This window comes from Methylophaga sp., assembly GCF_030651745.1.
Genome location: NZ_JAUSCC010000073.1, coordinates 36,804 through 52,723, shown reverse-complemented (window position 1 = coordinate 52,723; position 15,920 = coordinate 36,804). Strand labels below are relative to the sequence as shown.

General features: G+C 44.8%; 13 protein-coding genes. 5 read left to right on the top strand and 8 right to left on the bottom strand.

Annotated features, from left to right (window positions below; genetic code table 11):
- Positions 1 to 102: 102 nt before the first annotated feature.
- On the top strand, positions 103 to 573 hold the full coding sequence (locus tag Q7V21_RS08630; protein WP_304916899.1) for an Lrp/AsnC family transcriptional regulator: 471 nt from the start codon (positions 103 to 105) through the stop codon (positions 571 to 573).
- Between the two features lie 16 nt (positions 574 to 589).
- Here Q7V21_RS08630 and Q7V21_RS08625 read toward each other — a convergent pair whose 3' ends face one another.
- The 4 genes from Q7V21_RS08625 to Q7V21_RS08610 form a co-directional block, all read right to left on the bottom strand.
- Positions 590 to 1,465, bottom strand: a complete 876-nt coding sequence (locus Q7V21_RS08625; protein WP_304916898.1) for an ADP-polyphosphate phosphotransferase — start codon at positions 1,463 to 1,465, stop codon at positions 590 to 592.
- Between the two features lie 348 nt (positions 1,466 to 1,813).
- Positions 1,814 to 2,842 (bottom strand): L-histidine N(alpha)-methyltransferase, encoded by a 1,029-nt coding sequence (gene egtD / locus Q7V21_RS08620; protein WP_304916897.1) that lies wholly within the window; start codon positions 2,840 to 2,842, stop codon positions 1,814 to 1,816.
- Positions 2,842 to 4,152, bottom strand: coding sequence for an ergothioneine biosynthesis protein EgtB (egtB, locus tag Q7V21_RS08615; RefSeq protein WP_304916896.1), 1,311 nt, complete (start codon positions 4,150 to 4,152; stop codon positions 2,842 to 2,844). Before egtB ends, egtD begins: the two co-directional genes overlap by 1 nt.
- A 279-nt stretch (positions 4,153 to 4,431) precedes the next feature.
- Positions 4,432 to 5,289, bottom strand: coding sequence for a hypothetical protein (locus Q7V21_RS08610; RefSeq protein ID WP_304916895.1), 858 nt, complete (start codon positions 5,287 to 5,289; stop codon positions 4,432 to 4,434).
- A 394-nt stretch (positions 5,290 to 5,683) separates the two neighbouring features.
- Here Q7V21_RS08610 and Q7V21_RS08605 point away from each other — a divergent pair, with 394 nt between their 5' ends.
- A complete protein-coding gene (locus tag Q7V21_RS08605; protein WP_304916894.1) occupies positions 5,684 to 6,751 on the top strand; it encodes a lyase in 1,068 nt (355 codons plus the stop codon).
- A 13-nt stretch (positions 6,752 to 6,764) separates the two neighbouring features.
- Here the strand turns inward: Q7V21_RS08605 and Q7V21_RS08600 are convergent, their stop codons facing one another.
- Entirely contained in the window at positions 6,765 to 7,718 is a 954-nt protein-coding gene (locus Q7V21_RS08600) for an arsenic resistance protein (protein WP_304916893.1), read from the bottom strand.
- Between the two features lie 177 nt (positions 7,719 to 7,895).
- Here Q7V21_RS08600 and Q7V21_RS08595 point away from each other — a divergent pair, with 177 nt between their 5' ends.
- Positions 7,896 to 8,153, top strand: coding sequence for a hypothetical protein (locus Q7V21_RS08595; protein ID WP_304916892.1), 258 nt, complete (start codon positions 7,896 to 7,898; stop codon positions 8,151 to 8,153).
- A 17-nt stretch (positions 8,154 to 8,170) separates the two neighbouring features.
- Here Q7V21_RS08595 and Q7V21_RS08590 read toward each other — a convergent pair whose 3' ends face one another.
- Together Q7V21_RS08590 and Q7V21_RS08585 are read right to left on the bottom strand one after the other, a co-directional pair.
- Positions 8,171 to 9,211, bottom strand: a complete 1,041-nt coding sequence (locus Q7V21_RS08590) for a DUF2235 domain-containing protein (RefSeq protein WP_304916891.1) — start codon at positions 9,209 to 9,211, stop codon at positions 8,171 to 8,173.
- Positions 9,212 to 9,358: 147 nt separating this feature from the next.
- A complete protein-coding gene (locus Q7V21_RS08585; protein ID WP_304916890.1) occupies positions 9,359 to 10,258 on the bottom strand; it encodes a mechanosensitive ion channel domain-containing protein in 900 nt (299 codons plus the stop codon).
- 339 nt (positions 10,259 to 10,597) lie between these two features.
- On the opposite strand from Q7V21_RS08585, the gene Q7V21_RS08580 reads away from it, so the two are divergent.
- Positions 10,598 to 12,007 (top strand): PhoH family protein, encoded by a 1,410-nt coding sequence (locus Q7V21_RS08580; RefSeq protein WP_304916889.1) that lies wholly within the window; start codon positions 10,598 to 10,600, stop codon positions 12,005 to 12,007.
- A 135-nt stretch (positions 12,008 to 12,142) separates the two neighbouring features.
- Positions 12,143 to 12,739 (top strand): PilZ domain-containing protein, encoded by a 597-nt coding sequence (locus tag Q7V21_RS08575; RefSeq protein WP_304916888.1) that lies wholly within the window; start codon positions 12,143 to 12,145, stop codon positions 12,737 to 12,739.
- Here the strand turns inward: Q7V21_RS08575 and Q7V21_RS08570 are convergent, their stop codons facing one another.
- Positions 12,740 to 15,919, bottom strand: coding sequence for an efflux RND transporter permease subunit (locus Q7V21_RS08570; protein WP_304916887.1), 3,180 nt, complete (start codon positions 15,917 to 15,919; stop codon positions 12,740 to 12,742).
- Between the last annotated feature and the right edge of the window lies 1 nt (position 15,920).

The following is a 15,920-nucleotide window of genomic DNA, read 5'->3' as shown; positions in this document are numbered from 1 at the left end:
ATTGCTAAAGTTGCCTCAAAATACAGCCATATCAAATATTATTGCTGATAAATTCTATTTTTAAGCATAAAATGCTTTTAATGTAATTTATTGGAGTAAATCATGACTGAAAAACTGGATCGTTATGATCAGATGATTCTCGATATCCTGCAAAAACAGGGACGAATTTCCAATCAGGAACTGGCAGAGGCCATTAACCTCTCTCCTTCCCCCACCTTAAGACGCGTCAAGCAGTTGGAAGAAAACGGTTTGATTGATGGTTATGTGGCGTTATTAAATGCCCGTAAACTGGGGCTGACGTTGATGGCCTTTATCGGCATCAGCATGGATAAACACACACCCGAACGATTCAGCGGTCTGGAAGAAAAACTCGCCAGCTATCCGGAAGTATTGGAATGTCATTTAATCACCGGCCAGACAGCCGATTATTTGCTCAAGGTAATCGTCAGAGATATGGATGCCTATCAACAGTTTCTGTTGCAGAAACTCACCCGGATTGAAGGTGTGACAGGTGTACACACCTCGTTTGTGATGAAGTCACCGATTAATTCCACCGCATTACCATTGAGCTGATAACCGGTTTCGTTACTCAGGATTTCTCTAAATAATCACGAATCGACTGTAACTCCAATCTGTGTGCATCAGTCGCTTGTGGGTAAGCCAATGGTAAATCGCCAAGCGTCTTTAAGAAGATTTCCGAAATAATCAGCCGGGCATTTTGCTTATCGTCGGCTGGCACGATATACCACGGAGATTCTTTGGACGTAGTTGCATTGATGCAGTCTTCATAGGCTTTGCTGTAGTCATCCCAAAATTCACGTTGCTCGACATCGGCTGTGGTGAGCTTCCAGTTTTTATCAGGATCATCAATACGCTGCATAAAACGCCTGGCTTGTTCATCTTTGGATTGATGCAAAAAAAACTTGATGATCCGAGTACCACTGCGATGCAAATGCGCTTCATGCTCAACAATTGAACGGTAGCGATTCTGCCAAAAAGCTTTATTGGGCGGTAAGTTATCAGCTAGACGCTGTTTGAATAAAATATCGGGATGAACTTTGACGATCAGCACTTCCTCATAATAAGAGCGATTAAAAATACCGATTCGGCCTCGTTCTGGCAGACAGCGTGCGGTTCGCCATAAAAAATCATGATCCAGCTCATTTTCACTTGGTTGTTTAAAACTGAATACCTGAAAACCCTGCGGATTAATACCCGACATCACATGGCGAATGGCACCATCCTTTCCAGCAGCATCCATGCCCTGAAAAATCAATAAAACCGCATAACGATTATCGGCATAAAGCTTATGTTGCAGCTCACTCAAGGCCGCTACATTTTTCTGCAGCAATTTTTGATAGTTTTTCTTTGAGCTATATAACGGTTCAATATTAGTGGGCCATTTCTTCAATTTCACCTTGCTGTCTGGCAGAGCCTGAAAATCACTGATAGTAAGCTGCATCATTTTTACCTTTGAAGGTTTAGATTGTCGTTATGTTTATTTGCTTATTAAACGCTTGAAACTGTCAAACAACAAATTTCACAAACGCTAGGGCCTGTTGATCTTTCATAGCTGCCTCTGTTGTGACTGAAAATGCACCAATCAAGGCGCGAGGAGTGCGGTTTAGTTATTCTAAATAAACGACGAGTAACGCAGAGTGGTACATTTTCAGCCACAACCCGAAGGGCTGGGACTATTTTTCCGCCCAACGGCGTTGAAAATGACTTATGTAGAATAACTACACTGCATCATTTCCGCCTTGTTGGACGAAATGAGCCTCCAGCAGTGGTGGCTCTGAAAGATAAACAGGCCCTAATATTCCAATCCAGAGAAATCTCTTTCCGGGAAATCTTTATTGACCTGCCATAACCCATCAGCAAAATAGCCTTGTGAATCCTGCCAGTTTTTCAATATGGTAAAACCGGTTTGCTCTGCCAGATGCTGCATATCTGACAATAGATATTTATGGGAAACCTCCAGATGGATCGCTTCATATGGGTTAAATTCAAAGGTTTTTTCCAACGCGCCGATATGTACCTGCTGCGATTCCAGAGAGACCAGATAGCTTTCCATCGCGCCGTGACGCGGGTTGTACATTCCATGATGTGAAAATCGTTGAATATCAAAGTCTCCACCCAGTTCATTATTGATCCGTATCAGTACGTTTAAATTGAAATCACGGGTGATACCTTGTTTATCATTATACGCTCTGGTTAATACATCGATATCTTTTTTCAAATCAAAACCTATCAGAAATAAATCATTATGATTCAGACACTTCCAGATACTGTGCAAAAATCGTTTTGCACCGGGAAAATCAAAATTACCAATATTGGATCCCAATAATAAAACCAGCTTACGACTATCAGAGGTACTTTCCAGATGTCGAATGCTGGCAAAATAATCACCTACAATGCCATGCGTGGTCAGCGAAGGATGTGATTGCTTCAATGACCCCACTAATTCGGCCATTGTGCTCTCAGAAATATCAATCGGAATATATGAAAACTGCTCAGTATTTTTTAACAACTGATTAAGCAAAACTTTGGTTTTACGACCATCCCCTGCTCCCAGTTCAACGATCTCAAAAGCTTGGTTTTGCATAAATCCGGCAATTTCACCGCCGACATTATTGAGGATCTCAAATTCACAACGAGTAGGGTAGTATTCTTCCAACTCGGTGATTTGTTCGAACAACCGACTACCTGCCGCATCATAAAAATATTTACTGGGAAGAAATTTTGATGGTGCTGAAAAGCCCATCAATACATCCAGAGCAAACTGTTCTGTTAGAGAATCTGTGGTTTGCTGTTGAACAGAATCGAGTACCAGATAAGTCATTACAAATCCTTGGCCAAACGAATACCGGTAAATGCCCAGCGATCGTAAGGGCGATAAAAATTACGATAACTGGCACGCATATGATGTTTAGGTGTCGCCACACAGCCACCTTTCAAAACATATTGGTTTGCCATGAACTTACCATTGTATTCACCCAAGTCTGTATTGGTGGTTTTGAAACCGGGATAAGGCGAATAAGCACTGCTGGTCCATTGCCAAAGCAATCCGCTATCAAATTCATCACAGGCCCGGTCGGGAGCGGGATAAACAGACTCATTGGGGTCCCAAAAAGCTTTCTCTTGCTTAAATAAACCTTTATCACTAGAACTATAAGCTTCAAGCTCAAACTCGGTTGGCAACCTTGCTCCCATCCATCGAGCATAGGCGTCCGCTTCATAAAGACTGATATGACTGACTGGTAAGTTGGTATTTAATGGTTTCAATCCACAAAGATGATATTCATCCCAATGCTGATTTTTTTTACGCCAGTACAATGGATGGCTGATTTGATTCTGTTGCACCCAGTCCCATCCATCACTAAGCCATAACTCTGGTCGGCGATAACCGCCATCAGTCATGAAATCCAGATATTCGCCGTTATTAATCAACCTATCTGCCAGTTGAAATCCGCTGATCCAGCGTCTATGACGGGGACGTTCATTGTCATAAGAAAACTCGTCTATTCGCGCCCCAAACAAGGAAATATTTTCAGTCCATTCCAGCCAGCCCAATGCTCTGGCGGGGAGTAAAAATTTATCGCTATCAGCTATTTTTTCATAGGCGGCCGGCCATGGGTGATTGCCTAAAATGTATTTAATATCCATCAACAACAATTCCTGATGTTGTTGTTCATGCTGAATACCAGTGGCAATGATATTCAGTTGTTGCCGGGAAAGTGCATTGGTTTCCAACAGCTTGATAATGGCTTCGGTTATACGCTGACGATAATGAGCAATTTCTCTTACTGTTGGACGCGAAAGATCTCCGCGTTTGGATTGTAACCAGTGTGCTCCCTGGCTTTTGTAGTATGAGTTAAACAAATGATGGTATTGAGCTGAGTCACTGGTCTGTGCGACATCAAGTGGCTCCAGAATAAAACAGTCAAAAAACCAGGAAGTATGTGCCAGGTGCCATTTAGGAGGACTAACAAAAGCTGCGGGTTGAACCACTTGATCTTCGTTTTCCAGTTTGGCGCAAATCAGTTCCGTCTGCTGGCGGACTTCTCTAAATAACTGTTGCAGTAAGTGACGGAGATCCTCTGGGGGATCGCCGGTAAATGAGCGGTTTATTGCATCCTTCTTGTTTGTCATTGATTCAACTCCACTGTTAGGTCTAGCAATCACCTGTAGGTATTTAACATCAGAGTAAACAGGCAACCTTGAAGCCGAAGGTCTAAGTAGCTAAAGACTTTGCATTGATAAAGCTATTTGGCCTATAGTGGGGTCGATAACGACCCCGCTCAGTTTTCGCATTAATTACAACAAGATGGCCAATAAAATAATGATGGGAATTGGCACACCTAAAAACCATAAAAGAATAGATCGCATAATATTTCTCCTTAAAAACCGTCTGACGTCATGCCAATCCGATTACTGAATAACTGAATCACGTTGACGACCACCAACTGTCGCCATAAAGCTGGCGATATAAGCACCAATCAATAAAGCGACAAACAACCATAAAGAAGCAAAAGTGGCACTTGTAAGAGCTGTATCAGCAGCTTCACGAGCAGCCAGTTCGGCATCATCGGCCGCTTGTCGGGCACGTGCCATCACATCATCAATACGTTGCTCTGCTTGATCTTCATTGAGTTCGGTATAGTTCGCGACCAGACCGATAACATATTGTTTGTCATCGTCATTTAGCTCTCCATCACGTAATGCCTGCACCACAATCGTAGATAGTTCATCGCGAACATCGGCATCAGCTCGTCGCTCAATTTCTGCACCGGGAGCTGTTCGCAACAAAGCATTGGTAAAGTAATCAGAGGATTCGGATATGGCATCACTAATCACTGGCGCAGCTGAAGTTGCACCTCCTGCCAGAGAAGCTCCCGCTTTGGCTGAACCACTGATGGCGGCTCCGACACTTGAGAGAATTAAGGTTGCAACCAAAAGTGTTGCCACTGCCCAGCTAATAAGACCATGTGCCGTGTCACGGAAATAAATCTCATCGATATTGATGTCAGTCCAGCGGGTTCTTAAACGGCCGGCCATATAACCGCCCAGTCCTGCTGCTACAATTTGTGTGACGGTTAACCAGATAACGGTTGACCAGCCTATCGCTTCCATACTCACACCTTCATTTTGCCAAGGTGAAATGACGGAAAAACCTAAGCCAAAACCAAGGATTAACATAATTAAGGTCATGGCCGCAGCACTTACCGCCCCGGCAAAAATTGCTGCCCATGACACACTGCTGTTGTTGCTTGCTGAGAGAGTTTCCATATCGCTTTCCTTTTAATTTGCTTTCAAATCCGGATTTGCTTTTTCTGAGGAAAATCACCTGGGTTTTAATGCCCAGAAATTAACTTTTATAAACGCCTGAAATGCCATTCAGACCATTGAATAAAACAGAATTACAACGAATACTTTTCGACATTTCTGAGATGTAGAAATGTAACGTAGCGACCGTGTTGAATGAGTTCAAAAAGGCACTACGAAGACCACGGTAACAACCAAAGCAGCCGGCTGATATTACATAGGTTAAAGTTCGGTAAATAATTACTGTTGAGGATTTCTAAGCAGAACATTTTTGAAAGGTATTTAAAAATCAGCACTTTTGGAATTTCTACTGGTCAACAGTTGAACCTATTCCAAAGAGAAACTCCGGAGAGCGAAGATGACCAGATGCAAACAGACAAACCAAATTCATCTCTATATGACTTGTTTATTGACGTTGTTAGTCGGGCTGTCATTCAGTTTACATACGCTGGCTGAATCATCTGAAAATAACAAAAATCTGCTAAAAGAAGCTGATCGCGTTTCATTGAAGTTTACTGAATGGAATGTTGAGTGGCAGAACACCCGGCCCCGTGATCCCTATGTCAGTCCAGATGGCAGTGTGTGGTTTGTCGGCCAGGTCGGTGACTATGTGGCAAGACTGGATCCTGTCTCAGGTGAAATGCAACGTTATGAAATTCCCAAGGCAGGTCCTCATACTGTGATTGTCGATGCCCAAGGTTACCCATGGTATGCCGGTAATAAAGATCAGCATATCGGTCGTCTTGATCCTGCAACAGGTGAAGTGACTCGTTATGATATGCCCGAAGGCGTTAATGATCCGCATACGATGGACTGGACTTCGGATGGTCATATCTGGTTTACCGTTCAGCGTTCGGGTAAGGCGGGCTTCATCGGTAAATTAGCCACCGACACAGGCGCAGTGGAAATTATTGAAGTACCCGGCAGCAATATGCGGCCTTATGGGCTGGTTGTCGACCAGCAAGACCGTCCATGGATTGCCTTTATGGGCAGCAATGCCATTGGCACCGTAGATCCTGAGTCCATGCGACTGGAAATCATTAATACTCCCAATGAAGAAAGCATTATTCGGCGTATTGGTTTGACCTCGGATGGACGTGTCTGGTGGGTGGATGCTGATGTTGGTTACATGGGCGTATACAACCCGCAGGATAAATCCATGCAGCAATGGCAAACACCGGGCGGCGAAGCTGCTGGCTTATATGCGATGACCGTCGATAATCAGGATCGTATCTGGTACGTGGAAACAGGATTGCAACCTAACCGGTTTATCGGTTTTGACAGCAAAACCGAACAGTTTATTGCGATAGATGAAGTCCCTTCGGGTGGTCAGACAGTGAGACATATGGTGTTTGATGAAAACAGCAATGCCATCTGGTTTGGTACCGATGCTCATACTATTGGTCGTGCGGTAGTACCCGATTAACGCAAGGCCGGTTTTAGCGAAAAAGCTGCTTCGGCACCCACCACAAAAACACCATCATGCCGATTAACTCGACTAACGACTGGAACACAATCACCACCACTGCCAGCTCATAAGCAGCTGGCAGTGCCAGCGCAATGGGTAACATCACAAATGAATTTCGGGTACCAAAGCTGAATGCCAATACCCTGCCTTGTTGCGATGACAGTTGAATCAACTTCGATAAAAACTTGGCTATAACAGCAGCCACCAGCAAAAACAGCACAAAAATCAGCAATAAATGGAACAGCAGCGTTCCTGAATCCAACACGATAGTGACTTGTGAGCTTGCAATAATAAACATCACTATGGCCAGTAACAGCACTGGAAACCATGCCAGAATATTTATCAGCTGCTCACCCTTTGGCTGGTTTGCTGAGCATTTCTGTGTCAGAAATGCCAATACCAATGGCACGATAATTAACCCGACGAATGCCCAAATCATCCCGCCATGAGCCAGACTTAATTGAAATTCATTACCCAAAAACATCCACAGATAGAGAGGCAACAACAGAATTTGTAATAAAAGACTTATTGGAGCAAACGCAATTGCCTGTTTGGTATCACCGCCACCCAACTGGGTAAAGGTAATAAACCAATCGGTACATGGCACTAATAACACTAATAAAATTCCCAATCGTACCGCCGGATCGTTGGGAGCCAATAACAGCAGACAAGCAACAGCAAGAGGAATTAATACAAAATTTCCCGCTATCGCCGCCAACACTAATTTAGGTTTATAAAACGCTTCTCGCAGGTGAGTTAACGGAACCTGAGTAAACGTCGAATACAATAAGAATCCTAATAATGGCCATACCATGATTTCCAAACGGCTACCCAGTTGCGGATTCAAAATCCCCAGAATCAAACCTGAGCTCACGGCCGCCAGGTAAATAAACAGCTGATTTTTTTCCAAGACTAAGCGTGTCAACTGGTGAATCCTTCCTGAATAAAAGTGAACTATGTAGGGTGTTATCGTGCCTGAGTTTTATAACGCTGATTAACTAAAGTTAACGCACTTAAACAGATTATGAATTAAAAGTAGTGTTGTAACTCAACTGCGCCTGATGACAGATCACCCCGACAATATTTGATAAGGAAGTAAATAATGCAAACGCTAGTTAGCAAAATATTTCTCGCCGCTATGTTTTCTCTGAGTTTTTTAAGCCCGACATTTGCCGGAGATGATGTTGAAGGTAAACAAATCGAAATTGATAGCACAGATGGCAAAAAATCCATAACCGTGGAAGAGTCTCAAACCGGCGATCAATCCGGTGCAGGCACGGCGGTGACCGATCATACCGTTGATGATGATAAAACCACCGACGAAGACGACAATACTGACAAACCCAAATATCAGGAATAATCGTCAGGGTGGTAAGGTTAGGTAACTAACTCAGTCCAGCCAGCATTTTTCTCTAAAAAATCGACCAGATTTTTGGGTCGATAATCTTTATCATCATCCCAGCGCTGTTTCACTGATCGATGTATCAAAATATCGCCTTTGTGATGATCGATGGGTCTGAACAGAGGCCTTTTCGATCGGTAAATATGTTTACGAGAGTTATGCAGAGTCGCATCATAACGACCATTTAAACTGCTTTTAAGATGCGGTTCCAATACCAGCCCTGCTTCTGCGGCCTGTTGCATCATCCATTGCAGAGGAATATCCGATAACAGACCACCGGTTTCTTTATCCGGTGCATAACTGCCACCAATATTACTATGCACGCCGACAAACCAGACTTGTTTAAGATCCAGCTTTTCACGAGGCTCCCAAATAGTCGGTTCAAAATCCGAACGCACCTCATCTATTGCCATTGCATGACGAGCAATATCGACATTGGGGCCAATCTTGGTATCGTAAAATTCGTCTTTTCTATCCAGTAAACCTAGAAACGAAATGGGAATGCCTAATGCTCCAACGGTATCCCATACACCAACAAATTTAATATTCCGACTTTTATGTGAATGCGCATCCCGAAAAGCAATCGACTTTTCGCCATCCGGTGCGTAGCTGTAGCCAGGTTTTTTGTAATGCTCGAATGCCTCTTCAATTAGTCTGGCATCAGGCCGTTTTAGAATGCCGCAGTTGTATATCAAACCACTTAAACTACGAACAGTGTAGGCGCCACGGCTAAAGCCAAACAGAAAAATCTCATCACCCGGTTGATAGTTCTGAACGATATAACGGTAATCGTCCATGATGTTTTTATTCAGCCCTTTACCGGTCGCACCACCCAACACTTGCTCATAATAAGAGCCGATACCCCAGTCGTAGAATACCTGTTGTGTAATGCCATCAGACCCTCGCGGGTCAATCGAACGTGCCATTCGCAGCACATTGGTGGGGAAATCTTTTGCCAGATCTTTTTCCGGTCTATTCCAGGTACCGTCTGCACAAACCACTATCCGCTTTGTCATCAGCGTACTCCGTCGGTCGTTTTATCCAGCAGAATAGCGTTCGGTTCAACATTCACATCACACTATCTGCGCATGGCATCAGTTGCGACATTAAACCTTAATCACTTTTAAAACAATACCTTAAACGTTTATCCGGCAGGCCTTTCGTTATACTTTTGTTTTTTCTTCTTCCTCTTCTTCAGCTTCCTCCTCGGCACTTTTGCTTTTACCTGAAAAATCCTCAGTAAACACTTCCGAGAGAATCAGCTGTTCAATATAACTGCGTTGAGATGCACGCACAGGGAAACGCACCACAAGATGAATTTCAGCCGCGCTAGGTACTTGAATGCTTACCCGGGGATCAACTGAACTGGCATCCAGCCCCCGCTCATCACTGAGTCTCTGCATATAAAGTCGGGCATTTTCAAGATAGGGCTGACAATGTTTGGCAGCAGCGACTAATAAAGCTTGTTGTGCTGCCTGCCATTTGTCTGTGCGTTTAAAGGGCACGGTAAATACATGCAACACATATTGCCGGGTGTAACTTTCATTAATTACCGGCTCGGAGACAAACAATGCATTGGGGATCACCGCCATACGACCGGTGCGCTGATGTGTCAATTTGCCGGGGCCTACTTCCAAAATCGTGGTCGCCAATAAGGTTTGATCGATAACATCACCACGAAAATCCTTGATTTGAATTCGATCACCGATATCAAATGAACCCGCGCCGGTTTTCAATAATGAGCCGGTTACACACAAAATCAGCTCTTTGGTAGCCACCACAAACGCTACGGCAATCGCCACAACCGATAAGGCCAGGGTTCGCAGCTCTTCCCCCCAGATTAATACCAAGCCGAGAATGAATATCAAAATTATGCCGTTACGAGTCTGTACCAACCATTTACGGCGTAATTCGGTGGCATCCACTGTCCGGCGAATGAACCGTGAAGCCAGAGAATTTAAGACCAACACCACTATCAGCAAAATAAAAGAGCTGCCGAATAAGCTGATGATCGGCAGAAAAAATGCCAAGGTTTCCTGAGAAATTCCGAGTTTTTCGTTCATTTAAACAGCCTGTTTTTGTAAAAGGATTGCCAATTAATTTGCAATGGTACACCTGTTCATACATCGTCAAGTTTATGCGATTGGGTCATAGACATCCCTGTCATCAAAAACATAAGCGCAATGAATTAGCCCCGCGCTGTTTACCAGATAATTCTGTGTTGCAGCTTATCTATCCAACCAAAACAACCTGAAACTGAGCATTAATCGGAATTATTTATTTCCGATTCAATGACCTATTTAATTTGGCTCAAGAAAAGCCGCCAGTACCCTTTGCAGACGCGTGTTCTTCGATCATAATCAATCACAGGCACGTCAATCCAACAAGAGGATCTACTCCGAATGATTAAACGACCCGACGCGACAAAACGTCTGTTTGTGCTCGATACCAATGTGCTGATGCACGACCCCACCGCTCTCTTCCGCTTTGATGAACACGATATATTCCTGCCAATGGTGGTTTTGGAAGAACTCGATAAAGGTAAAAAAGGCTTATCCGAGGTATCACGCAATGTGCGCCAGGTCAGTCGTTTTCTCGATGATTTATTAGAACAAGCCGCAGATAACGATGCGATTAATTCGGGTATTCCACTACCAAGTGTTATCAACAGTGATGTACCCCAAGCCAGTGGTCGTTTATTTTTCCAAACCCGGCAAATGGCCGGTGAGTTACCCAAAGAATTACCCGGGCAAATAGCTGATAATGCCATTCTTGCTGTTGCTATCAACCTGCAACAGGCTCAAGTCGATACCAACGTTATTCTGGTTTCCAAAGATATTAATCTGCGTATTAAAGCCACCGTGTTAGGCATCTGCGCCGAAGATTATTACAACGATAAAGTGCTTGATGATGTGGATCTGCTATATCGCGGTTCCAGCGAACTCAAGGCCGACTTCTGGGAAGACTTGAACCGTCTTGAATCATGGACCGAAGATGGTCGCACTTTCTATCAGGTTGAAGGTGAAGTGGTTAAAGACTGGTACCCGAACCAGCTGATTTATTCTCCAGGTGAAGAACGCGCTATTGAAGCCGTGGTGCGTAACAGTAATGAAACGACCGCTGATATCGAGCTGATTCATGATTATCGGCGTGAAAACCATTCTGTGTGGGGCATTACCGCGCGTAATCGTGAACAGAATTTTGCTTTGAACCTGTTAATGGATCCGGAAATCGATTTTGTTACCTTGCTGGGTCAGGCTGGTACCGGTAAAACCTTGTTAACATTAGCTGCTGCCTTAACCCAATGTATCGAACACAAGCGTTACGGTGAAATTATCATGACGCGCGTCACCGTTCCGGTGGGTGAAGATATTGGTTTCCTACCGGGCACCGAAGAAGAAAAAATGACGCCGTGGATGGGCGCATTAATGGATAACCTCGAAGTGCTCAACAAAACCGATGGCGGTGACTGGGGCCGACAAGCCACCAATGACTTACTGCAGCGCTGGATCAAAATCCGTTCACTGAATTTTATGCGCGGCCGTACCTTCCTTAACCGTTTTATCATTATTGATGAAGCACAGAACTTAACCTCTAAACAGATGAAAACCCTGATTACCCGTGCAGGTCCGGGAACCAAGATTGTCTGTCTGGGCAATATTTCACAGATTGATACGCCGTATTTAAGTGAAACCACTTCCGGTTTGACCTATGTGGTCGATCATTTCAAAAACTGGCCGCATAGTGGTCATATCACCCTGATGCGTGGTGAACGTTCACGTCTGGCTGACTTTGCTTCAGAAAACTTGTAATCTGTTGCAGTATTCAAACAAGCGTCACGCAGAGTTTTCTTTGCGTGACGCTTATATTTTGGGCTATATAAGCACTAAGATTCAGCCATTTCAATGATTCAAAGCAAGAATCATGATCAGACAGGAAGACAAAAGATGAATGACTCAACCGTTTCAGGTGCCGATCGCCGGGCATTCTTTCGTATAAATGATCGTCTGGTCATGTCTGTTATTCCGCTCAGTGACGATGAAGCTGAGCAAATCGGGGACGCGATTATCGATGCCACCCCTGAAACAGGCCAATTAACGCAGCAAATGTCGTCCATTCAAAAAAGCTTTAATCATTTGGTTGATCAAATTGGTCATAGCGATAGAGATGTCGCCAGAGCATTGCGAATGCTGGATGAAAAAGTCAACTTGCTGGCCCAAAACGTACAGTTGTTACATACCCCGCTCAATCCGGAATCGGCAACCGAAGTGAATCTCAGTGCCGGTGGTTTGGCATTAATGACAGATAGTGCATTTCCTGCTCGTTCTGCCATGGAAGTCAGAATGCAGTTGCTGCCCGGCGGTTTGCATATCCGTGCGATTGCCAAAGTGATTGCCTGCGACCAGTTAATGCAAAGCATTCAAGGCAGAAGCTTCTATTTGCGTATGGCGTTTACCCATATGAGTGAAACGGATCGTAATATCCTGGTAAAACACACCTTAAATCGTCAGGCAGAAGAGCTGCGTAACAGCAAACAGCTTTAATTACTGATATCTGTGTCGATACAGGCTATAAAACAATACAGGTATCACCACTAATGTCAGTATTGTCGATACCAGAATACCAAACAACAAAGCGACAGCCAGACCGTTAAAAATCGGATCATCAAGAATAAATATGGCCCCAAGAATAGCGGCCGCGGCCGTCAGCATAATCGGTTTAGCACGCACCGCCACCGCTTCAATAACAGAGTCTTGTATGCTCATACCCTGTTCCAGTGCCTGATGAATAAAATCCACCAATAAAATCGAATTCCGCACAATAATGCCGGCCATGGCGATCATGCCTATCATAGAAGTTGCCGTAAACTGCGCGCCCAGCAAAGCATGGCCCGGCATCACACCAATAATGGTCAGTGGAATTGGTACCATGATCACCAATGGCAACAGATACGATTTGAACTGCGCCACCAGTAATAAATAGATCAATACGATGCCGACCGCATAGGCCGCCCCCATATCGCGAAAGGTTTCATAAGTGACCTGCCATTCACCATCCCACTTTACCGTTGGCTGCAATGGTAAATCCGGTTGCTGAATAAAGCTTTGTGGAACCTGCTGCTCCAAGAGCTGAAAAACAACATCAAACATGCCATAAAGCGGGCTATCCAAATCCCCTGCCATATCTGCAGTGACATAGACAACCGGCAACAGATCTTTTTGGTAACGGGTTTGTTGATGGGCGGTTTTTTCCAGACTGACCAATTCACCGAGCGGAATGTTGTTGGCAGAATCAGCGCTAGTGATAGGTAACTGTAATAAATCGGTTAAATCACGCTGCGAAGCGATCGGAAATTGCAGCCGTAGCGGTACCGGATATTTCACGCTGTTATTATGCAGATAAGCAACATCCTCACCTGATAACAAAATACGGCTAACTTCGACGATTTGCTGCTGACTGATGCCCAACAAAGCGGCTTTTTCACGATCAATACGCATTAACCAGCGTGGCATATCGGCTTCAAGCGTGCTATCAATGTCCACCACCCCCGCGGTGTTGGTAAATATCTGCTTTAGTTGCCGAGCAAAATCCTGCTGCATGGCAAAATCCGCGGCATAGATTTCCGCCACGATCGGCGCCTGTACCGGTGGTCCTGGTGGCAACTCAACCACTTTTAACGATGCATCCCAACGTTGCGCCACCTCTTGCAATGCCGGACGAATAGTACTGGCAATTTCGTGACTACTTCTGTTGCGGTCTTTTTTGTCGAGCAAATTCACCTGAATATCCGCCAGATGAGATGCTTTACGTAAATAGTATTGACGCACCAGGCCATTAAAGGTCATCGGACCAGCGCTACCAACATAGGCTTGATAATTGAGCATTTCCGGTAAGCTGTTTAATACTTGCGTAAATTCCTGCACGGCCGCAGCAGTCCGTTCGACTGGTGAGCCTTCGGGTAAATCAATTACCAGCTGAAATTCCGATTTGTTGTCAAACGGCAGCATCTTAAGCACCACCAGTTTGACCACCGCCAGACCAACAGATAACACTATTAACGCCAATAGACTGATCAACAGTCCCTGTCGCCAGCGCTTGCCGTTGGATGAGCGAATAAACGGGCTGAGTATTTTTTCAGCTAGATGGTTGTTCTTTGTTTCTGTTTGATGTGTACCAGCTGCCGGTAAAATCTTCATCACCAGCCACGGCGTCAACATAAACGCCACCAGTAATGACAACAACATACCGATACTGGCATTGATTGGAATAGGACTCATATAAGGTCCCATCAAACCACTGACAAAAGCCATCGGTAATAAAGCAGCAATCACTGCCAGGGTGGCCATAATTGTTGGACTGCCAACTTCATCAACGGCCAGGGGTATCGCTTCAGCAAATGTTTTCTGGCCAGTCTGCAAATGGCGATGAATATTTTCCACCACCACAATGGCATCATCGACCAGAATGCCAATGGCAAATATCAAGGCAAATAACGAAACCCGATTTAAGGTAAATCCCCACACCCAGGAAGCAAACAAGGTCAGCATCAGGGTAATCACCACGGCAATGCCGACGATGATTGCCTCACGCCATCCCAATGCAAGCCAGACCAGAACGACCACAGCCAAAGTCACAAATATCAGTTTGTGGATCAGTGTTTGTGCTTTATCGTCAGCCGTTTGGCCATAGTTGCGGGTGACCGTGACATTGACCTCTGCAGGAATCATTACGGATGATAACTCCGCCACTCTCTGCAACACTGCATCAGCGATATCCACCGCATTGGTGCCCGGTTGTTTGGCAATAGCCAGTGTCACTGAGGGGTAATGTTGTTTAGCCGTTTGCTGGTTCGCTGCACCAAATCCTATCCAGCTGAATTGCTTTGTCTGAGCAGCACCCTGCTGAATAGTGGCGATTTGTTTCAGATAAACCGGTTTTCCCTGATGAACAGTAATAACCAGTTGTTCGACTGTTTCTACATTACTGAGAAATTCACCTGCTTGGACCGAACTGGCTTGATCCTGCTGAATGACAATACCTGCTTCAGCCGAATGGCTGGCCTGTTGCAGTGCAGTTTTCAAACGCAAGGGATCCACCTGATATGCCGCCATGGCTATGGGATCGAGTTCAATACGTACTACGTGTCCACTACCACCGATGGTATAAATATCCCGAGTCCCGGTAAGTCGTTTCAGTTCCGTCTCCAAAGAATGGGAAACCTGCTGTAATTGGTAGGCATCGATCTCAGGGTTTTCTGACCATAGGGTCAAACTGACAATAGGCACATCATCAATACCCATAGGTTTGATAATAGGTTGTGCAACTCCCAGTTGGGTCGGCAGCCAGTCATTATTGGAATAAATTTGGTTATACAATCGCACAATTGCATCATTGCGCTGTTCACCAACCTCGAACTGCACTGTAATCACAGCGATGCCGGGTTTGGATACGGCAAACAGATGCTCTACCCCATTTAACTCACTCAGCACTTGCTGAGCCGGAATGGCGATCAGATTTTCAACTTCTTCAGCACTGGCTCCGGGAAAGGCAATCACGACGTTGGCAAAGGTCACATCAATCTGTGGCTCTTCTTCTCTGGGTGTCATCATGATCGCAAACAAGCCCATCAAAACAGCCATTAACGCTAGCAAAGGGGTGATGGCATTGTTCTGAAACTGGCGGGCAATACGACCGGAGATGCCTAAATTTTCACCGACTGACATC